Below are 20,744 nucleotides of genomic sequence, written 5' to 3'. Positions count from 1 at the left end.
ATCATGAGCTGGGTGGACGTCCTCGTCGTCCTGCTCGCGCTGGTCGCCGGTGTCTCCGGCTGGCGGCACGGCATGGCGGTCGCGTTGCTGTCGTTCGTCGGCGTGCTGGGCGGGGCGATCCTCGGCGTGCGGCTGGCACCGCTGCTGGTGGAGAACATCCAGGCGCCCGGCACCCGGATCATCGTCAGCATCGTCATCGTCGTGCTGCTGGTGGCCCTCGGCGAGACGACCGGGGTGTTCTTCGGTCGGCGGATCCGCGACCGGATCACCGGCGAGCGCTCCCTGCGGGTCGACTCCACGCTCGGTTCGGTGCTGCAGGCCGCGACGGTGGTGGTCGCGGCCTGGTTGGTCGCGCTGCCGCTGGCCTCGGCCAGCTTTCCGGGGCTGGCCTCCAGTGTGCGCGGCTCCGAGGTGTTGCAGACCGTCGACTCGATGATGCCTGCGGGAGCCCGCAAGCTGCCCGCGGAGCTTCGGCAACTGCTCGACAACTCCGGCTTCCCCGACGTGCTCAGCCCGTTCGCGCAGACCCCGATCACCGCGGTCGGCCCGCCGGACCCCGCACTGCTGGACAGCCCGGTGGTCCGGGACGTCCGCGGGAGCGTGCTGAAGATCCGCGGACGCGCGCCGTCGTGCTCCCGCCAGCTCGAGGGCACCGGGTTCGTGATCGGCCCGCAGCGGGTCATGACGAACGCCCACGTGGTCGCCGGCACGTCGGAGACCAGCGTCGAGGTGGTGGGTCGCAACGGACGGACCCGGGACCTGCGCGCCTCCGTCGTGTCGTACGACGCCGAGATCGACGTCGCGGTGCTCGCCGTGCCCGACCTGCAGGCGGAGCCGCTGCAGTTCGCGCCGAACCCGGCGCAGGTCGGCGACGACGCCATCGTGCTGGGCTACCCGCTCGACGGCCCGTACACGGCCACCGCAGCCAAGGTCCGGGACCGGATCCAGCTGCGCGGCCCGGACATCTACGACAGCGGCACCGTGACCCGTGACGTGTACACCGTGCGCGCAGTCGTGCGCTCCGGGAACTCCGGTGGGCCGATGATCTCCCCGGACGGTCAGGTCGTGGGTGTGGTGTTCGGCGCTGCGCTGGACGACTCCGAGACCGGCTTCGTGCTCACCGCCGATCAGGTGGCCGTCGCGCTGGCCGAATCGCAGGGTCTCTCCCGCCGGGTCGACACCGGTTCCTGCGCAGCCTGAGCAGACCACCCGCCCGGCTCGTATCAGGACCGGGCGGGCCGCGCTCCTCCCCCCGTGGTGTCGCGGCGGTGCACGGCCGCCGTGTCATCGCGCGGCGTGGTCGTGGGGGGCGCGCTGCTCACGGGGCGCCGCAGAGGTGCTCCCGGCGGGGATGCGGGCGCGCGAGGAGGACGCGGCGCACGCCGGTGAAGGACGTCGGCGGGCCGGCGCGCCGGGTCGGAGGGGTACCCGGCGCCCGGCTCGCCGGCACCGCCGTGACCGCGGGCCGGTCAGCGGCCCGCGGTCACGGCGGCAGGGGGCTCAGACCTCGCGGGTGATCGTCTGGTCCCGGCCGGGGCCGACCCCGATCGCCGAGACCGGCGCTCCCGTGAGCTCCTCGATCCGGTGCACGTAGGCGCGCGCGGCGGCCGGCAGTTCCTCGAACGTCCGGCACCCCGAGATGTCCTCGAACCAGCCGGGCAGCTCCTCGTAGACCGGCAGGGCGTGGTGCACGTCGGTCTGGGTCATCGGCATGTCGTGGGTGCGCTTGCCGTCGACGTCGTAGGCCACGCAGACCGGCACCTTCTCCAGCCCGGAGAGCACGTCGAGCTTGGTGAGGAAGTAGTCGGTGATGCCGTTGACCCGGACGGAGTAGCGACCGATCACGGCATCGAACCAGCCGGTGCGGCGCGACCGGCCGGTGGTCACCCCGAACTCGCCGCCGACCTTGCGCAGACGCTCGCCCATCTCGTCGAGCAGCTCCGTCGGGAACGGACCGGAGCCGACACGGGTGGTGTAGGCCTTGAGGATCCCGATCACGCGGGTGATCTTGTTGGGACCGATGCCCGACCCCACCGCCGCCCCACCGGCCGTCGGGTTCGACGAGGTGACGAACGGGTAGGTGCCGTGGTCGACGTCGAGCAGGGTGCCCTGCGAGCCCTCCAGCAGCACGGTCTCCCCGGCCTCGAGGGCCTGGTTGAGCAGCAGCCGGGTGTCGGCGATCCGGGACGCGAACTTCTGGCCGTGCTCGAGCACGGTGTCCACGACCTCCTCGACCTCGAGCGCGCGCCGGTTGTAGACCTTGACCAGCACCTGGTTCTTGTAGGCCAGCGCGGCCTCGACCTTCTGGTGCAGGATCTTCTCGTCCAGCACGTCGGCCACCCGGACACCGACCCGCGCGACCTTGTCCTGGTACGCCGGCCCGATGCCCCGCCCGGTGGTCCCGATCTTGGCCTTGCCGAGGAACCGCTCGGTGACCTTATCGATCGCGATGTGGTACGGCATGATCAAGTGCGCGTCGGCCGAGATCAGCAGGCCGCTGGTGTCGACACCGCGGGCCTCGAGACCGGACAGCTCCTCGAGGAGCACGCCCGGGTCGACCACCACCCCGTTGCCGATGACGTTCTTCGCGCCCGGCGTGAGGATGCCGGACGGGATGAGGTGCAGGGCGAAGTTCTCGCCGTTGGGTAGCACGACGGTGTGGCCGGCGTTGTTACCTCCTTGGTAACGCACCACCCACTGCACCTGACCGCCCAGAAGGTCGGTCGCTTTGCCTTTGCCCTCGTCGCCCCACTGGGCGCCGATCAGCACGATCGCCGGCATGTGAAACTCCACTCCTGGCTGCGGCGAGAGGTTAACCGATCAGGTGAGCTCGATCGATTCGGATGTGGTGCTGCTGACCTGCCATGGTGGCGGGTCGAGGCGCCGTTTCCCGTTCCACGGTATCCGCCCCGCGTCCCGGGTCGCCCGGGTGCCCGCCGTACTGGCTCATGTGCCGGCCGTCGAGCTACCCCCGGACCCGGGCCGCACCGACATCGACCCGGTGCTCGCCGAGCACCTCCCACGCCGGCTGATCGTGGCCGGACAGGACGCCGACCTGGGCGCGGTGCTGCTCAGGCTGCTGCGGACCGAGCGGCTGGAGACGGTCGAGGTGGCGTACCTGCCCGCCTCCCGATCGTCGGCCGCGGCGGCCGCGTGGGGCTTGCCCACCGATCCGGCGGCCGCGGCGGCGCTCGCACTCGACGGCGCCGCCTCGCCGGTCCCGTTGATCCGCGACGACGCCGGCGGGGTGCTGGTGGGTCGCGGCGAGATCCGCGGGCTCCAGGGCGAGGCCTACTGTGACAATTCCCTCGTGCTCCGCGGGCGGGCGCGCCGCCTCGTCGTCACCCCCGGGCCGGACGGGATCCGCGTGCAGGCCGGTCGCGGGGTGCGGGCGGCCACCGGCCGGGCGGTCCAGGTGGGCTGCGTGTCGGCCACGGCGGTCGTGGACGGCCGGGAGCACCCGCGGGCGGTGCCGCGCTGGACCTGGTACCGGCACCTGGTCGACTGGCGGCTGGTCCGGCCCTGACACCGCGTCAGGCAGCGGCACCCTCGCCGGGGCGGCGGTGGTACCGGTCGACGTACTCCTGCCCGGTGAGCCGCGCGATGGCGTCCATGATCTCGTCGGTGACCGCCCGGCGGATCACGGCGGAGTTCTCCAGGCCCTCGTAGCGGGAGAAGTCCAGCGGCTCGCCGAATCGCACCGTCACCGGGGCGACGCGCGGGATCCGCTTCCCGACCGGCTGGACCTTCTCGGTCCCGACCAGCCCGACGGGCACCACGACGGCGCCCGTCCCCAGCGCCAGGGCGGCGACCCCGGTGTGCCCGCGGTGCAACCGCCCGTCGAGTGATCGCGTGCCCTCCGGGTAGATGCCGAACACGCCGCCCGCCTGCAGCACGCCGCGCCCGGCGTCCAAGGCGGCGAGCCCGGCCTTCGCGTTGGCGCGGTCGACCGGGATGTACCCCAGGGCGGACAGGAACCGCGCCGCCAGCCGGCCCTTGAGCCCGGTGCCGGTGAAGTACTCGGCCTTGCCGAGGAACGACACGGGTCGCGGAGTGACGATCGGGATCACAGCGGTGTCCACGGCGGCACGGTGGTTGGCGGCGAGGATCACCGGCCCGGTGCGCGGCACGCGGTCCGCGCCGTGGACGGTCGGCCGGTAGATCAATCGCACGAGCGGGGCCAGGAACCACCTGATGAACAGGTGCATGCGCCACCTCCGGGTCCGAGCAAAGACGGTGTTCACAGCCTGGCACGGCCGGGTGCGGATGGCGTGTGATCCGTGATGCCGTTCGGGACCCGGCCGGTGTCGAGCGCGTTACCGCGGGCGCGGACGGGCAGGCAGGGGACAATTCGGTTGCGGTAGGTCCCGGCCGCCCGCCATGCTCACGCCGTCATGCGGATCTGATCACGCCCCCACCCGTGCCCGAGGCCGTCGCCCGGCGGGTGCCCTGCCGACCTCCGGTGGTGCGCGTTGTCGTCCCTGTCATGCCCGTCCACGGCGCTGATCGCGCGTGACCTGGTCAAGGTCTACCGCGACCGCCGTGTCCTCGACGGTGTCTCGCTGACCGCCGTGCCCGGGCGCCGGATCGGCCTGATCGGTGAGAACGGCGCCGGCAAGTCGACTCTGCTGCGGCTGCTGGCCGGCGTCGAGGAACCCGACGCGGGCACCGTCACCAGGCCGGACGGGCTCGGGTTCGGCCACCAGGAGTTGCCGTTCGCCGGTGACCGCACGGTCGCCGCAGTGCTCGACGACGCGCTGCGCGAGACCCGCGACGCGGTCCGTGAACTCGACCGGTTGGCCACCGCGCTGGCCGCCCGACCCGACGACCCGGACCTGCTCGCCGCGTACGGCGAGCGTCTCGAGTGGGCCCAGGGCCACGACGCGTGGGACGCCGACCGCCGGGCCGAGCTGGTCCTCGCCGGCCTCGGTCTCGCCGGGGTCGCGCGCACCCGCCGGCTGGAGACCCTCTCCGGGGGGCAGCGCAGCCGGCTGGCGCTCGCCGCCCAGCTGCTGCGCCGCCCCGCCGCGCTGCTGCTCGACGAACCCACCAACCACCTCGACGACGACGCCGCGGGCTTCCTCGAGCGGGAGCTGCGCAGGCTGCCCGGGGTGGTGGTCGTGGCGAGCCACGACCGCGCGTTCCTGGACGCGGTGTGCACCGACGTCGTCGACCTGGATCCCGCGCTCGACGGCCCGACCCGCTACGGCGGCACCTACACCGACTACCTGGCCGCCCGGCGCGCCGCGCGGGCTCGCTGGCAGCAGCGCTACGCCCGCGAGCAGGACGAGCTCGCCGCGCTCCGGCACGCGGTGGCGATCACCTCCCGGCGGGTCGCCCCCGGCCGGGGGCCGCGGGACAACGACAAGATGGGTTACGACTTCCTCGGTGGCCGGGTCCAGTCACAGGTCTCCCGACGCGTCCGCAATGCCGCGCAGCGGCTCGACTCGCTCACTCGTGAGCAGGTCCGCCGCCCACCCGAGCCGCTGCGCTTCCGGGCGCCGGTGCCCGCCGGCGCGGCCGACGGTGACGGCCCCGCGGTGGCATTGACCGGGGTCCGGGTGCCGGCCCGGCTGGCGCTCGACCGGCTCGACGTGGCCGCCGCCGACCGGTTGCTCGTCACCGGAGCGAACGGGGCCGGGAAGTCGACGCTGCTGGCGGTACTGGCCGGCGAGCTGACCCCGGCGGCCGGCGAGGTGCGGCGGCGCCGCGGCCTGCGAGCCGGGCTGCTGGCCCAGGACGTGGTGTTCCACCGGCCGGGTCGTACCGCCCAGGACGTCTACGCGACCCACCTCGGCGCCGAGCGCGCCGAGCGGATCCCGCTGGCCTCGCTCGGGTTGCTCGCCCCGCGCGACACCGGTCGCCCGGTCGGCGAGCTGTCGGTCGGTCAGCGCCGCCGGCTCGCGCTCGCCCTGCTCGTCGCGGACGCCCCGCACCTGCTGCTGCTCGACGAACCGACCAACCACCTCTCGCCCGTGCTCGCCGAGGAGCTGGAGGAGGCGCTGCGGACGTCCGCCGGGGCGATCGTGGTGGCCAGCCACGACCGCTGGCTACGCCACCGCTGGCCCGGCCGGGAACTGCGACTCCACAACGGCCACCCCGCGTGACCCACCGCCGGCGCGTCAAGGCTCCACAACGCGCTTCCGGGCCCGCTGGCAGCGCGTCAGGACTCCACGACGCGGTCGGGCGGGTTCGGGTCGGCGCGGAGGGCCTGGAGGGCTTCGTCGCGGGGCATGCCGGTGGCCTGCAGGAGGTCCAGGGCGATGGAGCGGGCCTGGGCCGCCATGACCTGTTCGGACGGCCCGAGCCGGGCCGCGGTCGCGTCGGACAGCACCGGGGAGTCGTGGACCGCGTCGAGCACGGGTTCGCGGGCGCGGGTCCGGTCGCCCTCGGCCCCCAGTTCGTCGCCCAGCCGGCCGACCGCCCTCGCGAGCGATGAGATCGCGTCGGGCAGCGCGTTGGCGGCCGGCTCGTCGTCGCCGAGGGCGGTGTACGCGCGACGGGCGAGCACCCGGGCGTTGCGCATCGCGTAGTCGGCCCGGTCGACGAGCTCGGCGTACCGGCCCATCGTGCGGCGCCGCGGCCGGTGCATCGGCGCCACCGTGGTGACCTCCCGGCCCGACCTCAGGGCCGCCCGCAGGCTGTCGATCAGCGGCTGGCTCCGCCGGGCGCGGCGCAGCGCCCGGCCCGCCGCCTCGACGTCGCGGTCGCGCAGCGCTTCCGCGGTCCCGGACAGGACCGCGGCCAGCTCGTCGAGGACCGCGCGGGCCTCGCGGCGCACCGGGCCGACCGGGTCCGACGGCAGCACCGCTGCCACGAGCAGACCGATCCCGCCGCCGATCAGCGCATCCACCCAGCGGTCCACGCCACCGGTCTCCCCGGGCGGCAGCAGCGTCGCGACCAGGACCGCGGACGACCCCGCCTGGGCGACGAACAGCGCCCCGCCGTCGGCGAACACCGCCACGGCCATGGCCAGCGCGACCACGATCACGAGCTGCCAGGCGCCGCTGCCGATCTGGGAGATGAGCAGGTCACCGACCAGGATCCCGACGCTGACCCCGACGACCAGCTCGACCACCCGGCGCAGCCGCTGCCCGAGCGACACCCCGAGGCTGATCACCGCGGCGATCGGGGCGAAGAAGGGCCGCTCGTGCCCGACCAGGTCGTGCGCCACCCACCAGGAGATCCCGGCGGCGAGGGCGCACTGCAGGATCGGCAGCGCCGACATCCCCAACCGGCGGGTCCGCCTCTGCAGCCCGGCGCGCAGGCGCCGCCGGCCGGACGGCGGGAGCCTGGCACTCACAGGGCGGTCCGAGCAGGGTCAGTTCACGCCGAGCGCGGCGGGGGCTTCCGGGTCGGACTCGGCCAGGAACGTCCGGATCCGCGCGACCTCGTCGGACTCCCCGATGGCCTCGGCCGCGCGCAGCAGTGCGGCCAGCGCGCGCAGGAACCCGCGGTTGGGCTCGTGCGCCCACGGGATCGGACCGAAGCCCTTCCAGCCCGCCCGACGCAGCTGGTCGAGACCGCGGTGGTATCCGGTGCGGGCGAAGGCGTAGCCGGCGATCGTCTGGCCGTCGGCCAGCGCCGCCTCGGCCAGCGTGGCCCACGCGATGCTGGACGTCGGGTTCGACGCCGCGACCTCGACGGGGTCGGCGCCGTCGTCGAGGGCCGCGGCCGCCGGGTCGACCGGCAGCAGCGTGGGCTCGGGGCCGAGAAGATTGCCGTGCAGAGACATGCGGTCATCCTGCCCCGGAACCCGCGGCCGCGCGCCGCGGGTTCCGGGACCGGGGCTCAGCCGGCCACCATCCGGCCGGCGGAACGCAGGTTCTCGCAGGCCTGCGCGACGCGGTCGGCCATCGACACCTCGGCGAGCTTGCCGTAGCTGCGCGGGTCGTAGGTCTTCTTGTTGCCGACCTCGCCGTCGATCTTCAGCACGCCGTCGTAGTTCTTGAACATGTGGTCCGCGATCGGTCGCGTGTACGCGTACTGGGTGTCGGTGTCCACGTTCATCTTCACCACGCCGTAGCTCAGCGCCTCGTGGATCTCCTCGAGCAGCGAGCCGGACCCGCCGTGGAAGACCAGGTCGAGCGGCTTGGCACCCGGCGCCAGGCCGAGCTTGCGGACCGCGACCTCCTGGCCGAGCTTGAGGATCTCCGGGCGGAGCTTGACGTTGCCGGGCTTGTAGACCCCGTGCACGTTGCCGAAGGTCGCCGCGAGCAGGTAGCGGCCCTTCTCCCCGGCGCCGAGCACCTCGACGGTGCGCGCGAAGTCGCCCTCGGTGGTGTAGAGCTTCTCGTTGATCTCGTGGGCGACGCCGTCCTCCTCGCCGCCGACGACGCCGATCTCCACCTCGAGGATGATCCGCGCCTTGTTCGCGAGCTCGAGCAGCTCGGCGGCGATCTCGAGGTTCTCCTCCAGCTCGACCGCGGAACCGTCCCACATGTGCGACTGGAACAGCGGGTTCTCCCCGCGCGCCACCCGCTCCTGGCTGATGCTCAGCAGCGGCCGGACGAAGTTGTCCAGCTTGTCCTTGGGGCAGTGGTCGGTGTGCAGCGCCACGTTGACCGGGTACTTGGCGGCGACCACGTGCGCGAACTCGGCGAACGCCACCGAGCCCGTCACCATGTCCTTGACCTTGGTCCCGGACAGGAACTCCGCACCTCCGGTGGAGACCTGGATGATCCCGTCGCTCTCCGCCTCGGCGAACCCGCGCAGCGCGGCGTTCAGCGTCTCCGAGCTGGTCACGTTGATCGCCGGGTAGGCGTACTCACCTGCCTTGGCGCTGTCCAGCATCTGGTTGTAGATCTCGGGGGTGGCGATCGGCATGTGTCGGCCTCCTCGATGTCCGCGGCTTTCGCCGGTCAGTATCCCGCACCCTGCTCCGGATACCCCGGTCGGCGGATACGGACGCCGATAGGGTGGATGGGTGGCCTTCGACGGGATCGAGAGTGCCGTCGAACAGACACTGGGTCGGTTGCGGCGGATCGACAGCCGACCCGACCCCACGGTGCCCGCCGCGGCCCCGGCCCGGGAGTCGGCGGGCGCCGTCGCGCCCCGCACCCTCGCCGACCTCTACCGCGACCACCGGGTGCGCCTGATCCGGCTGGCGGTTCTGCTGGTCGACGAGCCGGGCACCGCCGAGGACGTCGTGCAGGAGGCGTTCGCCGGGCTGCACCGGCACTGGAGCGGGTTGCGCGACGAGGCCGCGGCGGTCGGCTACCTGCGCACGGCGGTCGTCAACGGCTCGCGATCGGTGCTGCGCCGCCGCCGCACCGCGCGGGACTACGTGCCACCGCACCAGGTCAACGCCCGATCGGCGGAGTCGCTGGCGATGCTCTCGGCCGAGCACCAGGCGGTGGTCGACGCGCTCGGCACGCTGCCCCCGCGACAGCGCGAGGTGCTCGTGCTGCGCTACTACGGCGGGCTGTCGGAGGCGGAGATCGCCGAGGCCACCGGGATCAGCCGCGGCACCGTCAAGTCGACGGCCAGTCGGGCGCTCGACACGGTGGCCCGGGTGATGGCCGGGCGCGCCGGGGGAAGATGACGGGGCCGGAACACCCACGATGTCTGCGGGGAGCCCAATGGACGAGTCGGAGCAGCGTCTGAGCGAGGCGCTGCGGGCGCGCGCGACCCAGGCCGGTCGGCCGGGTGGCGCGCCCCCGCCGTACGCCCCGGCCCCGGCCCCGCGTCCCGTGTCACCGGGCGGCCGGACCGGGGCCGCCCGCCCCGCACCACCGCTCGCCCAGGCCGGCCGCGCCCTGGTCGTCGCGTTCCTGGCCGGTGCGGTGCTCGGATGCGCGCTGGCGCTGCTGTCGGTGCTCGTTCCGGGTTTGCTGCCACCGCTCGGGTGAGCGGCCGGGACCGGTACGGTCCTGTGCCGTGACACACCTCGCCGCCGGCACCCTTGCGCTCGGCCCGGAATGGCTCAAGCCCGACACGATCATCAGTTGGCTGGGCCCGTGGGCGCTGGTCGGCCTTGCTCTGATCGTGTTCGCCGAGTGCGGCCTGCTGCTCGGCTTCTTCCTGCCCGGTGACTCGCTGCTGTTCACCGCGGGGCTGTTCGTCGCCAACGGCGCGATCAGGACGCCGTTGTGGGCGGTCTGCGTGATCCTGGTCGTCGCCGCGTTCGTCGGCAACGTGACCGGTTACTGGATCGGCCGCAAGGCCGGACCGGCGATCTTCGACCGCCCGCAGTCGCGGTTGTTCAAGCCACAGCACGTGGTGAAGACCCAGGGCTTCTTCGACCGGTACGGGAACCGGGCGATCGTGCTCGGCCGCTTCGTGCCGATCGTGCGCACGTTCATCACCGTCATGGCCGGTGTCGGCCGGATGGACTCACGCCGCTACCTCACCTACTCGCTCCTCGGCGGGGTGGCCTGGGCCGCCGGGGTGACCGTGCTCGGTTTCTGGCTCGGCCAGTTCGCGTTCGTGCGGAACAACATCGAGGCGATGCTGATCCTGATCGTGCTGATCTCCCTGCTGCCGATCGTCGTCGAGCTCGTCCGGGCCCGCCGGCCGGGACACCGTCCCGCCTGAGCGGGTCGGCCCGCCCGTAACGCAGGAGCCGTACCCGGCGACGGACGAGGTACCTACCCTGGAGACCTGTGACCACGACGCCGGCCCTCGCGGCCGCCACCTCGAACCTCGCCGCGGGGCCGCTGCAGAGCGCCGGCCCCGTCACGGTGTGGCTCGTGGTGCTCACATTCGTGTTCCTGGAGTGCGCGTTCATCGTCGGGCTCTTCCTGCCGGGTGACTCGTTGCTCATCGCGGCCGGGGTGGTGCTCGCCCAGCACGGCCACGAGGCCGGGGCGTGGAGTCTCGCGATCAGCGCCGCGGTGGTGGCGGTCGTCGGCAACCAGGTCGGCTACCTGGTCGGGCGCTACACCGGGACGAAGATCCTCGCCCGCAAGGACGGCCGGATCCTCAACCGGGCCAACCTGGAGCGGGCCGGCAGGTTCTTCGAGCGCTGGGGCTTCTGGTCGATCGTCGTGGCCCGGTGGGTGCCGTGGGTGCGCACGCTGGCGCCGATGATCGCGGGGGCGGCCCGGATGGACAACCGCCGCTACATCCTGGCCAACGCGGTCGGCGCGGTGCTCTGGGTGCCGACGCTGATGATGCTCGGCTACTACGGAGCCGGGCTCCTCGACTCGATCCCGTGGCTCAAGACGGCCTCGGCGGTCGGCGCGATCGGATTCTTCGTGATCGGCACCGGGTACGGCCTGTTCCGCTACTGGCAGGAGATGCGCCGGCCGGTGGACACCGACGAGCCGCTGCCCGAGGACGAGCTGGTCGACCGGGGGGCCATGCGCGACGGCCGGCGCTGAGCGCCCGCCCGCTCAGCCGGCCGCGCGCTCCACGTCCGCGGCGGCCTCGAGCAGCATCCAACCCGAGAGCTGCACCGACAGGTCGGCCTCCGGGGTGCCCGGGCCGGGCCGGCGGGCGGGGCGCCGCCAGTCCTGGGCGAACACCGGACCGGATCCGTCGGTGGCCTTGGCCCGCCCGGCCCAGGCCGCGTCGGCGCTCGCCAGCACCAGCCGCTGGGCAGCGGGCGCGAGCTTCGGGAGCCGGCGGGCCGCGTCGGCGAGGTAGCGCGCGAGGATGCCGTTGAACAGCCCGCCGTCGCCGCCGTCGTCGTAACCGGGGATGACCCCGTCGGGCCCGGCCATCCTGGCCGTCACCGCGTCGAGCAGCGCGCCCGCCCGCTCCGCCCACCGCGGTGCGCCGTCCCGTTCGGCCAGCGCGACGCAGGCGCCCAGGTAGACGCCCTGACAGTAGGTGTACGTGGTGGACTCGACGGTCCGCACCGACCCGTCGGGATCGACCCGGATCCCGTCGCGGACCAGCCCGGTCGCCGGGTCGACCAGCGCCTCGGCCATCCAGTCGGTGATCGACGCCGCGAGCCCGACCTGGCCGTCGCGGGCCAGCAGGATCGCGGCGGGCCCGTTCGCGGGGGCGTTCTTGAAGTCGTCGCCCCGGCGCCACCAGATCCCGCCGCCGCCGTGGTGGGTCCACCCGGCGCGCAGCTGCGCGGACACCGCAGCCAGCGCCCGCGGACCGGACCGGCGGGCCAGCGCGCCCGCGCGCTGCACGGCGAGTCCGAACCAGGCGATGTCGTCGTAGTAGTCGTTGGTCCAGCGTCCGAGGTTGCGCAACCACACCGTCCGGGTCAGGGCCGCGATGTCCGACGCGCGGCGGGGCGACGGCGCGCGCAGCTGGGCGTCGACGAGGCAGTCGAGCAGGTGCGCCTGCCACCAGTAGTGCCACGGCCAGGGCCGGATCGGCGTCGGCCGCGGCCACCGGATCCGTCCGATCCGGGTCCCGGGCAGCACGCCGCAGAGGCGGCGCAGGTGCCGATCGGTGACGGCGCGCTCGGCGGCCGCCGCACGGTCCGCCCACGATTCCGTCACCGCCGGATCATCGCACCGATCGGTTCGGTCCTGCCCGGTTCATCCCGGTGGCCGGCTGCGGTGGCGCTCGGATGGCGCCGGACAGCGCTGGATGGCTGAATCCGAGGGATGCCCGTCGTTGACGCCATCACGCCGCCCGGCCACCGTGGACGCGTGCGCACCCACCGGGTCCTGATCCCGCTCTTCGACGGCGTTCAGCCGCTCGACGTGGTCGGCCCGCACGAGGTGCTCATGGGTGCCACCGCGCTGCTCGCCGGCCGGGCCGGGCCGGGCGCGCCGCCCGCCTACGAGGTCGAACTCGTCGCGGCGGAGCCCGGGACGGTGGTCGCCGAGAGCGGGCTGCACCTCACCGCCACGGCGGCGCTGCCGGCCGGCGGTGCCATCGGCACGCTGCTCGCACCCGGCGGTCCGGGCGCGCGGCGGGCCGGCGCACCGCTCGTCGACTGGATCCGGCAGGCGGCGGCCCGGGCCGACCGGGTGGTGTCGGTCTGCACCGGAGCGTTCCTGCTGGCCGCGGCCGGCTTGCTCGACGGGCACCCGGCCACCACGCACTGGCGCTTCACCGCCCGGCTGGCCGAGGCCTACCCGGACGTCGACGTCCGCCCCGATCCGATCTTCATCCGGTCCGGCCGGATCTGGACCGCGGCCGGGGTGACCGCCGGGATGGACCTCGCGCTCGCGCTCGTGGAGGCCGACCACGGCGCCGAGGTGGCCCAGCACATCGCCCGGGAGCTGGTGATGTTCGTCCGCCGGGCCGGCGGGCAGAGCCAGTTCGCCAGCCCGGTGTGGTCCCCGCCCGCGCCCCGGCCGTCCGTGCGCGCGGCGCAGGACCTGATCCACGCCGAGCCCACGTCCGACCTGCGGGTCCCGGTGCTGGCCGCGCGGGTCGGGATGAGTGCGCGGCACTTCAGTCGCGAGTTCACCCGGCTCGTCGGGACGCCGCCCGGGGACTACGTCGAGCGGGTCCGCGTCGAGGCCGCCCGCGGGCTGCTGGAGTCCGCGCCCGTCACCGTCACGGCCGCGGCCACCCGGTCCGGGTTCAGGTCCGCCGAGACGATGCGACGGGCCTTCCTGCGCCGGCTCGGTGTCGCCCCCGACCACTACCGCCGCCGCTTCACCCCACCGGCTCCGTAGAGAGGACATCCCTGTGCAGGTCGCCATCCCGCTGTTTCCCCGGCTCACCGCGCTCGACGCGATCGGGCCCTACGAGGTGCTGCAGCGCGTGCCGTCCATCGACGTCACCTTCGTCGGCGCGCAGCGGGGCGAGGTGCGTACCGAGAACGGCTTCCTGGGACTCACCGCGGACGCCGCCTTCGACGAGCTCCCGAGACCCGACGTGATCGTCGTGCCCGGCGGGGTCGGCACCCGGGCCTTCGCGCACGGCGGTGACGTCGTGGACTGGGTCCGGGCGGCGCACCCCACGACCCGGTTCACCACCTCGGTGTGCACCGGGTCGCTGGTGCTCGGCGCGGCCGGGCTGCTCGACGGGCTCGCCGCGACCACACACTGGGGCGCCACCGAGCTGCTCGCCCGGACCGGCGCCACCCCGGTCGAGACGCGCGTGGTGGAGCACCTCGAGCACCGGATCATCACCGCCGCCGGGGTCTCTGCCGGCATCGACATGGCGATCCGGCTGGTCGAACTGCTGGTCGACGACGTCGCCGCGCAGGCCGCCCAGGTCTTCATCGAGTACGACCCGCAGCCGCCGTTCGACGCCGGCCACCCGCGCAAGGTCTCCGCCGAGGTCATGGAGCGGGTGGCCGAGTACTGGACCTCGAGGTCCTGAGCCGGCCGGTCACCAGGCCCGGTGCAGGTCGGCGTGGCGGCGCACCCAGGCGTGCATCGCGATCCCGGCCGCGACCCCGGCGTTGATGGACCGGGTGGAGCCGAACTGGGCGATCGAGACGGTCAGCCCCGCGGCCGCGCGGGCCTCGGCGGTGAGCCCCGGCCCCTCCTGGCCGAACAGCAGCATGCAGTCCCGGGGCAGCGACGTGGTCTCCAACGGGACCGCCCCGGGCGTGTTGTCCACCGCGACGATCGTCAGGCCGAGACCGGCCGCGAACCCGGCGAGTTCGGAGATGTCGGCGTGGTGGTGCAGTTGCTGGTAACGGTCGGTGACCATCGCGCCGCGGCGGTTCCACCGGCGCCGCCCGACGATGTGCACGGCCGCCGCGGCGAACGCGTTGGCCGTGCGGACGACGGTGCCGATGTTGTGGTCGTGGCCGAAGTTCTCGATCGCCACGTGGAAGCCGTGCGCGCGGGCGGCGAGGTCGGCGGCGACGGCGTCGCGCCGCCAGTAGCGGTAGGCGTCGACGACGTTGCGCCGGTCGCCGTGTTCGAGCAGTTCGGGGTCGTACCGATCGTCGTCGGGCCACGCCGCCGGGCCGCCCGGCCAGGGCCCGACGCCGACCTGGCCGGGGACGGTCCACTCCGTGGGTCCGGCGGGGTCCGGATCGGTGGTCGTGCGCTGGTCGGTCACGTCCCGATGATGCCGTGACGTGAGCGGCGGCTCCGCGGCACGTGCTCCGCGAGTCCGCGGGATCACCCCGACTCGCCCGCGTGGATACCCCGACTCGCGGGTTATTGGGGGTGCTGGGCGGCGGCCGCCGTGGTGGCCTCCTCCCGGCGCACGCCGGGCAGGGTGAGCTGGACCGCGGTGTGCCCGTGGTGCGCCCCGACCGCCGCCGCGTGGTACTCCTCCAGCAGGTTCGCGAACTGCGGATCGGTGTAGATCCGGCCGTCGACGGCGGTCCCCGGCCTGCCCTCGAGCACCGCCTCGACGTCCTCGCCGGAGAGCGTCTTGTGCGTCTCCAGGGCGTGCGCGATGGCGAGCACCGCGGAGCGGTTGTCCCGCAGGATCGCCTCGGCCCGCTCCAGCAGCACCGAGAGCTGGTCCTCGATACGGTCGGCGAGTGCCGTGCGGACCACCGCCTCCGGGGTCTCGGCCTGCTTGCCGGCCCCACCGCGCCCGCCCGGGCTGCCCACCTCGAGCCGCCGTGCCGTCGAGTACGACGACACGGTCGAACCCATCCCCCAGAACCCCTCCATGAACGAGGCCAGGGTGGTGGCCGACTCGAGGTCGCCGGACACACCCGACGACGAGTCGCCGTCGAAGAACATCCGTTCCCCGGCCAGCGACGCGAGCGAGACGAGGATGTCGGCCTCGAACTCCGAGCGCCACCGGGTGAACTGGTCCTCGGGCGGGATGCTGGCGACCATGCCGAGGTAGTCGCTGCCCTTCTCGATGGTCGCGAGATCGATCTCCATGTGCTGGCGCACCCGGAACGCGACGACGGCATGGCAGCCCTCGTGCATCGCGACGGCGTGCCGCTCCCGCTCGATGTACTCGACGTCCTCGGGCGGGCCGAGGTCCTTGAGCTGCTTGGCCCGGATCACGTCGCGCCAGGTGATGACGTCGCGGCCGTCGCGGATGGCGATGATCAGTGCCTCGTTGACCAGGTCCTTGATCGTCGCGCCGGTTGCATAGGGCGTGATCGTGGCCAGCTTGTCGAGCTGGTCGGCGGTGATCTCGTGCGGCACCTGGTCGAAGTAGCCCTGGTAGGTGCGGATCCGGCCGGCCTTGCTCGGATAGCCCACCTTGTAGATGCGATCGATGCGCCCCGGCCGCAGCAGCGCCTCGTCGAGGGCCTCCGGCATGTTGGTCGCCATCATGACCAGGATCCGGTACTGCGGCGGTGGTTTGGGCCGCATGCCCAGCGCCCGGCGTCCCCAGCGGTTGATCAGCCCGCGCGGCTTCTTCAACCCCGACAGTTCGGTGAGCAGGGCCTGCAAGGTGCCCGATCCCGCCCCGCCGCCGGCCAGCCCGCCCATCATGAAGCGACTCCGGCGGGTGTCCGGTTCCTCGGACGGGGCGCTGCTGAGCGCCTCGCGGGCGAGCAGCCACCGGGTCTGCCCGGACAGGTAGGTGTGGCCGTGGCAGCCGGTCGGCTGGAACGGGGGCCGGTGCCCGATGCCGCGTCCCCCACCCGGCCCGACCTGGGCCAGCGTGCCGCGGTTGCCCAGCGCGTCCGCCTCGTCGAAGAAGACGATGACCCCGCCGTAGCGCAGGGCGAGCTTGCGCAGCTTCCGGAACAGCACCTTGACCTTCAGGATCCCGATGCCCATGAACATGTTGATGAACGCGCCGGGATCGACGAACACGTACGGTCGGCCCGTCTCGCCGGCCACCGCCTCGGCCATCAGCGTCTTGCCGGTGCCGGGCGGTCCCCACAGCAGGATGCCGCCGGGAACGTAGCCGCCCTTGCGCTCGATCTCGTCGGGCTTCTCCAGGAACAGGATGTTCTCCTTGATCCGTTCGACGACGTGGTCCTGGCCCCAGACGCCGCGGAAGCGGGTCTTGATGTCGTCGGGGTAGTAGGTGTCGATGCCGCCGCGCGACAGCAGCCAGAACAGGCCGATGAACTGGAACGCGATGAAGAAGAACGCGAACGCCAGCTGCAGGATCAACGGCATCGCCGACCACACCAACGCCGGCAGCTGGAACAGGGCGAGCACCGGCGAGGTGCCCAGGATCTGCGCCGCGACCAGGGCGAACACCGCGAGGAAGGCCGCGATCTTGAGCAGCCGGCCCAGGCGGAACCGGGTCCAGTCGGACAACCGCCTGCGCAGCAGCCGGTCGATACCGCCGAACACCCGCTCGCTCCAGAACCGGTGGTAGCCCGACCAGTGCTCGCAGACGAGGAAGTGCAGCTGGCGGAGCAGCTCGAGGCCCGCCAGCCACAGCAGCCACCGGGTCTCGACGGCCTCGATGCGCACGGAGTCGGCGAACGGCAGCAGCGGGTTGTCCGCCATCGCCGCCCACACCACGACCAGGAAGGCGACGACGAACAGCAGCAGGAGCCGGATGCGGTCCCACGGTGACATCTTCTTGCGGGTCGGCCGGGGCCGGGACGGACCCGGCTCGTGGGGGTCCGGAGGGCTCAGGCCCTCCGGTTGCGGTGCTGCCGGAGCGGTCATGGGGTCTCCCGGACGGTGAATGAGGACACCACGTTCTGGATCTCCTGCTGACGCTGCTGGTAGCACTCACTGGAGCAGCGCACGAACGCGACGTAGAGCTTGCTGGCGTCGTCGTTGAGGTAGCCGGTCTGATCGACGATCTGCGCGGGCCCGGTGGCCTGCCGGTAGCGGTAGACGACGTGCACCCCGCGCAACCCGTGCCCGGGGGTGAGCACCTCGTCCGCGAGCAGCGCGAAGTCCGTCTTCGTGGACGTGGCCCTCATGCCGAGCTGCTGGCGCGCCGTCGGTGACACGGGGTAGAAGATGTCGCGCAGCGTGTCCAGCGAGAGCTGGCCGCGGGCGGCGGGCGGGATCGCCTTCACGCCGACGAAGACCGCGGGCGCCGGGGTGTGCGGACCGAACAGGTGCACCGGCGACGGGCTGATGTCGGCGTCGTAGCCGACCATCCAGAGGCCCGCCTGGCCGCCGGAGGAGGGGTCCACGCCGATCGCCCGGGCGAGCTCCTGGCTGTCGATCTGCTGCCAGCTGGCCGGAACCTTGAGATAGGTGCGGTCGCCGGAGTTGGTCACGTAGGTGAACGCAGGCGCTCCGCAGCCGACGAGCCCGAATCCGGCCAGGATCACGAAGACCACGACGGACAGTCCAGACCACCCGCGCATAGCGCTCTTACCAGTCAGGATAGCCATCGGACCTCCCGCCGTGACCCATCCGTGACCTGAAGTATGCGCCACGAAACCGCTGCGGGACTGCACCGATCAGGCTGCGATCATCCGCGCTCCGAACCCACCGTTCGGCCCATGGAGGACCTGTCGGAGCCGACAGGTACGACGGGCAGCGGGAGCGGCTGAGGTTGCCTCGACTGCGCCGGCGGTGATCGTTCCGTCGACGAACGGTCGGCTCGCTGAGAAGATCCACGGCCAACCTGAGGGTGTTACAGAGCGAACGGCGCAATTGCCACGACGTTCGGAGCAATCGGGCGCCGCTCGTCGACGGTGACCCGGAACGTGGGCGACCACGGGCCGCTGATCTCTCAGCTTCGGCTCGGATCGCCGGGGCGTTGCATACGGTCCCCCGCTGTGAGTCGGACGACGGCCCAGGCTGGGTGGACCGCGGTGTTGCTGGCCGTGCTGCTCGGTCCGGTGCTGCTGTGGCTCCCCCGAGCCGAGCCCATGGGCCTCTGGCGCCAGCTCTCGATCATCACCGGGCTGCTGGCGCTCTCCGCGCTGATCTGCACGGCGGCGCTGCCGTCGCGGATGCGGTCGCTGACCCGGGCGTTCGGCATCGAGAACGTGATCGGCATCCACCGCTATCTCGGCGTCCTGACGGCCGTGCTCATCGCCACGCACCTGGCCTTCGTGATCGCGGCCGATCCGGCGAAGATCGCCCTGCTCAACATCTTCACGGCACCGCCCCGGGCGCAGGCGGCCACGGCCGCCTCGCTGGCGCTGGCCGCGCTGGTGCCCCTGACCGCCCGACGGGAGCGCCTCGGCCTGCCCTACGAGACCTGGCGATGGCTGCACCTCGTGCTGGCCACGGCCGTGCTCGGGTTCTCGGCGCTGCACGTCTGGTGGCTCGAGCATCTCGTCCTCGACGGCGTGATCGGCCCGGTGCTGGTCCTGCTCGGCATGCTCCTGCTCGGGGTGTTCACGATGCGCTGGGTGTGGCGGTCCATGCTCGACCCGGCGTCGGAGTTCCTGGTCCGCGAGGTCCGCCCGGAGAACCCGTCGATCAGCACCCTCGTGCTCGAACCCCGGCGGCGCGCCGGGACCGCCCCGGCCCTCCAGTTCGCGCCCGGCCAGTTCGCCTGGTTACGGCTGGAGCGCACCGCCGCGGAGGAGCACCCGTTCACGATCGCCTCCGGCGCCCACCAGCACCAGTCCGTGGAGTTCACCATCCGGCACGCGGGCGACTTCACCGAGCAGATCCGGGCGCTGCAGCCCGGCAGCTCGGTGTGGGTGGACGGCCCGTACGGCTCGTTCACCGCCGACTTCGTCACCTCCAGCGGGCTGGTGCTGATCGCCGGCGGGGTGGGCGTGACGCCGATGATGAGCATGATGCGCACCCTGGCCCATCGCCGGGACCGGCGCCCGCACAAGTTCATCGTCGTCGCCGGTACGCCCGCCGACCTGCTGTTCCGCAGCGAGCTCGCGGAGATGCGCCGCAAGATCGACCTCGAGGTCATCGAGGTGCTGCGCCGGCCCCCGGCCGGCTGGGAGGGCGAGACCGGCGGCATCGACGGCGCGCTGCTCGCAACCGTGCTCCCGGGCGACTTCCGCCGTGATCATCTCGACTACTTCATCTGCGGGCCGCCGTCACTGGTCGAGTCCGCCCTGGACGCCCTCGATGCGTTGGGCGTTCCCGCCGAGCGGATCCACACCGAGCTGTTCGGAATGGTCTGACATCACCTGCAGGAAGGCAGTCCCATGTTGCGGCGCATCCCCCGAGCCGTCCGCTGGAGCGTCCTGGCCGCGATCATCGTCGCCGTGGCGGCGTCGGTGTTCCAGTCCTGGACCTTCGGGCCTGGTTCCGGCTTCTCGGATCGCCGGGTACAGACCGAGACCGGTGTACTCGGCCCGGCCGACCGCGAGCTGCTGGTCAAGGTCCGGCAGGCCGGGCTCTGGGAGATCCCGACCGGTCAGCAGATGCAGCAGCAGGCCACGAGCGAGGACGTCCGCGAGCTCGGCGGCATCCTCGCCGCCGAGCACACCGAGCTGGACGGCATCGTGCGGGCGACGGCAGGACAGCTCGGGGTGGTCCTGCCCAGCCTGCCCAGCGACCAGCAGCAGGGGTGGATGGCCGAGATCGCGGCTCAGACCGGGTCGCAGTACGACCGGGTCGCCGTCAACCGGCTCCGCCAGGCCCACGGAACGGTCCTGCCGGTGATCGCCCAGGTCCGCACCGGGACCCGCAACCAGGCCATCCGCGACTTCGCCGACATCGCCCAGGTCTTCGTCGCCCGGCACATCGAGCACCTGGAGAGCACCGGGCTGGTCGACTACGAGGCACTGCCCGAACCGCAGCTCGAGACGACACCCGCGCCGCTGGCCAACCGCGATGTCAGCGATCTGGTCGTGCCGGGGATCGTCTTCCTGGGGCTGGTCGGGACCGTCATCGGGCTGCTCCGGACCCTGCGCGGGCGCCAGGGTGAGCGCCGCAGCGACCGCCGCGACGGCCGCCGCACCAGCTCGGAGGTGGTGCTGCCCGCCCCCCGGCTCGCGCCCGAGCAGGGGCCTCGGCACTCGATCGGCCGCAACGCGACATCGCAGTACCCGCTGGGCAGATCGGTCGACCCGCTGCGGTCCCTCGACCAGGACGAGGCGATGTCGGGCCGGCGGCGGTCCTGACCCCGGATCCACCGCC

20 protein-coding genes are annotated in these 20,744 nt (G+C 73.0%); 11 read left to right on the top strand and 9 right to left on the bottom strand.

Annotation, left to right across the window (positions count from 1 at the left end):
- Positions 1 to 3: 3 nt before the first annotated feature.
- Entirely contained in the window at positions 4 to 1,200 is a 1,197-nt protein-coding gene (locus HF519_RS13930) for a MarP family serine protease (RefSeq protein ID WP_169413354.1), read from the top strand.
- A gap of 300 nt (positions 1,201 to 1,500) precedes the next feature.
- Here HF519_RS13930 and HF519_RS13925 read toward each other — a convergent pair whose 3' ends face one another.
- Positions 1,501 to 2,781 carry an adenylosuccinate synthase gene (locus HF519_RS13925; RefSeq protein ID WP_169413353.1) on the bottom strand — a complete coding sequence of 427 codons (1,281 nt, stop codon included), beginning with the start codon at positions 2,779 to 2,781 and terminating at the stop codon, positions 1,501 to 1,503.
- Positions 2,782 to 2,824: 43 nt separating this feature from the next.
- On the opposite strand from HF519_RS13925, the gene HF519_RS13920 reads away from it, so the two are divergent.
- Positions 2,825 to 3,526 carry a hypothetical protein gene (locus HF519_RS13920; RefSeq protein ID WP_312860099.1) on the top strand — a complete coding sequence of 234 codons (702 nt, stop codon included), beginning with the start codon at positions 2,825 to 2,827 and terminating at the stop codon, positions 3,524 to 3,526.
- A gap of 7 nt (positions 3,527 to 3,533) precedes the next feature.
- On the opposite strand, the gene HF519_RS13915 is transcribed toward HF519_RS13920, so the two are convergent.
- On the bottom strand, positions 3,534 to 4,208 hold the full coding sequence (locus HF519_RS13915; protein WP_169413352.1) for a lysophospholipid acyltransferase family protein: 675 nt from the start codon (positions 4,206 to 4,208) through the stop codon (positions 3,534 to 3,536).
- A gap of 264 nt (positions 4,209 to 4,472) precedes the next feature.
- Here HF519_RS13915 and HF519_RS13910 point away from each other — a divergent pair, with 264 nt between their 5' ends.
- On the top strand, positions 4,473 to 6,107 hold the full coding sequence (locus tag HF519_RS13910; RefSeq protein ID WP_246243509.1) for an ABC-F family ATP-binding cassette domain-containing protein: 1,635 nt from the start codon (positions 4,473 to 4,475) through the stop codon (positions 6,105 to 6,107).
- A 56-nt stretch (positions 6,108 to 6,163) separates the two neighbouring features.
- Here HF519_RS13910 and HF519_RS13905 read toward each other — a convergent pair whose 3' ends face one another.
- From HF519_RS13905 to fbaA, 3 genes are read right to left on the bottom strand one after another with little or no spacing between them, the layout of a single operon-like run.
- On the bottom strand, positions 6,164 to 7,303 hold the full coding sequence (locus HF519_RS13905) for an FUSC family protein (RefSeq protein ID WP_312860098.1): 1,140 nt from the start codon (positions 7,301 to 7,303) through the stop codon (positions 6,164 to 6,166).
- Between the two features lie 18 nt (positions 7,304 to 7,321).
- Entirely contained in the window at positions 7,322 to 7,735 is a 414-nt protein-coding gene (locus HF519_RS13900; RefSeq protein ID WP_169413351.1) for a DUF3151 domain-containing protein, read from the bottom strand.
- 56 nt (positions 7,736 to 7,791) lie between these two features.
- On the bottom strand, positions 7,792 to 8,826 hold the full coding sequence (gene fbaA, locus HF519_RS13895) for a class II fructose-bisphosphate aldolase (RefSeq protein ID WP_169413350.1): 1,035 nt from the start codon (positions 8,824 to 8,826) through the stop codon (positions 7,792 to 7,794).
- Positions 8,827 to 8,926: 100 nt separating this feature from the next.
- On the opposite strand from fbaA, the gene HF519_RS13890 reads away from it, so the two are divergent.
- The 4 genes from HF519_RS13890 (at position 8,927) to HF519_RS13875 (ending at position 11,324) form a co-directional block, all read left to right on the top strand.
- On the top strand, positions 8,927 to 9,544 hold the full coding sequence (locus HF519_RS13890) for a SigE family RNA polymerase sigma factor (RefSeq protein ID WP_169413349.1): 618 nt from the start codon (positions 8,927 to 8,929) through the stop codon (positions 9,542 to 9,544).
- Positions 9,545 to 9,581: 37 nt separating this feature from the next.
- Positions 9,582 to 9,851 carry a hypothetical protein gene (locus HF519_RS13885; protein WP_169413348.1) on the top strand — a complete coding sequence of 90 codons (270 nt, stop codon included), beginning with the start codon at positions 9,582 to 9,584 and terminating at the stop codon, positions 9,849 to 9,851.
- 28 nt (positions 9,852 to 9,879) lie between these two features.
- Positions 9,880 to 10,536, top strand: a complete 657-nt coding sequence (locus HF519_RS13880; protein ID WP_169413347.1) for a DedA family protein — start codon at positions 9,880 to 9,882, stop codon at positions 10,534 to 10,536.
- 68 nt (positions 10,537 to 10,604) lie between these two features.
- Complete coding sequence (locus tag HF519_RS13875) at positions 10,605 to 11,324, top strand: DedA family protein (protein WP_169413346.1); 720 nt, start codon at positions 10,605 to 10,607, stop codon at positions 11,322 to 11,324.
- 12 nt (positions 11,325 to 11,336) lie between these two features.
- On the opposite strand, the gene HF519_RS13870 is transcribed toward HF519_RS13875, so the two are convergent.
- Complete coding sequence (locus tag HF519_RS13870) at positions 11,337 to 12,407, bottom strand: glycoside hydrolase family 76 protein (RefSeq protein ID WP_169413345.1); 1,071 nt, start codon at positions 12,405 to 12,407, stop codon at positions 11,337 to 11,339.
- Positions 12,408 to 12,560: 153 nt separating this feature from the next.
- Here HF519_RS13870 and HF519_RS13865 point away from each other — a divergent pair, with 153 nt between their 5' ends.
- Together HF519_RS13865 and HF519_RS13860 are read left to right on the top strand one after the other, a co-directional pair.
- Positions 12,561 to 13,541 (top strand): GlxA family transcriptional regulator, encoded by a 981-nt coding sequence (locus tag HF519_RS13865; protein WP_312860097.1) that lies wholly within the window; start codon positions 12,561 to 12,563, stop codon positions 13,539 to 13,541.
- 13 nt (positions 13,542 to 13,554) lie between these two features.
- On the top strand, positions 13,555 to 14,193 hold the full coding sequence (locus HF519_RS13860) for a DJ-1/PfpI family protein (RefSeq protein WP_169413343.1): 639 nt from the start codon (positions 13,555 to 13,557) through the stop codon (positions 14,191 to 14,193).
- Positions 14,194 to 14,202: 9 nt separating this feature from the next.
- On the opposite strand, the gene HF519_RS13855 is transcribed toward HF519_RS13860, so the two are convergent.
- From HF519_RS13855 to HF519_RS13845, 3 genes are all read right to left on the bottom strand, one after another.
- Positions 14,203 to 14,886 carry a TrmH family RNA methyltransferase gene (locus HF519_RS13855; RefSeq protein WP_169413342.1) on the bottom strand — a complete coding sequence of 228 codons (684 nt, stop codon included), beginning with the start codon at positions 14,884 to 14,886 and terminating at the stop codon, positions 14,203 to 14,205.
- A 101-nt stretch (positions 14,887 to 14,987) separates the two neighbouring features.
- Positions 14,988 to 17,384 carry an AAA family ATPase gene (locus HF519_RS13850; RefSeq protein ID WP_169413341.1) on the bottom strand — a complete coding sequence of 799 codons (2,397 nt, stop codon included), beginning with the start codon at positions 17,382 to 17,384 and terminating at the stop codon, positions 14,988 to 14,990.
- Positions 17,381 to 18,070, bottom strand: a complete 690-nt coding sequence (locus HF519_RS13845; RefSeq protein ID WP_169413340.1) for a hypothetical protein — start codon at positions 18,068 to 18,070, stop codon at positions 17,381 to 17,383. Before HF519_RS13845 ends, HF519_RS13850 begins: the two co-directional genes overlap by 4 nt.
- Before the next feature lie 390 nt (positions 18,071 to 18,460).
- Here HF519_RS13845 and HF519_RS13840 point away from each other — a divergent pair, with 390 nt between their 5' ends.
- Both HF519_RS13840 and HF519_RS13835 read left to right on the top strand, forming a co-directional pair.
- Positions 18,461 to 19,783, top strand: a complete 1,323-nt coding sequence (locus HF519_RS13840) for a ferredoxin reductase family protein (RefSeq protein ID WP_169413339.1) — start codon at positions 18,461 to 18,463, stop codon at positions 19,781 to 19,783.
- Positions 19,784 to 19,807: 24 nt separating this feature from the next.
- On the top strand, positions 19,808 to 20,728 hold the full coding sequence (locus HF519_RS13835) for a DUF4142 domain-containing protein (RefSeq protein ID WP_169413338.1): 921 nt from the start codon (positions 19,808 to 19,810) through the stop codon (positions 20,726 to 20,728).
- The last annotated feature ends 16 nt before the right edge of the window (positions 20,729 to 20,744 follow it).

Source organism: Pseudonocardia bannensis (genome assembly GCF_012911875.1).
Lineage (GTDB): Bacteria > Actinomycetota > Actinomycetes > Mycobacteriales > Pseudonocardiaceae > Pseudonocardia > Pseudonocardia bannensis.
Note: the sequence above shows the minus strand (reverse complement) of the source record. Positions and strands in the feature narration are given on the sequence as shown.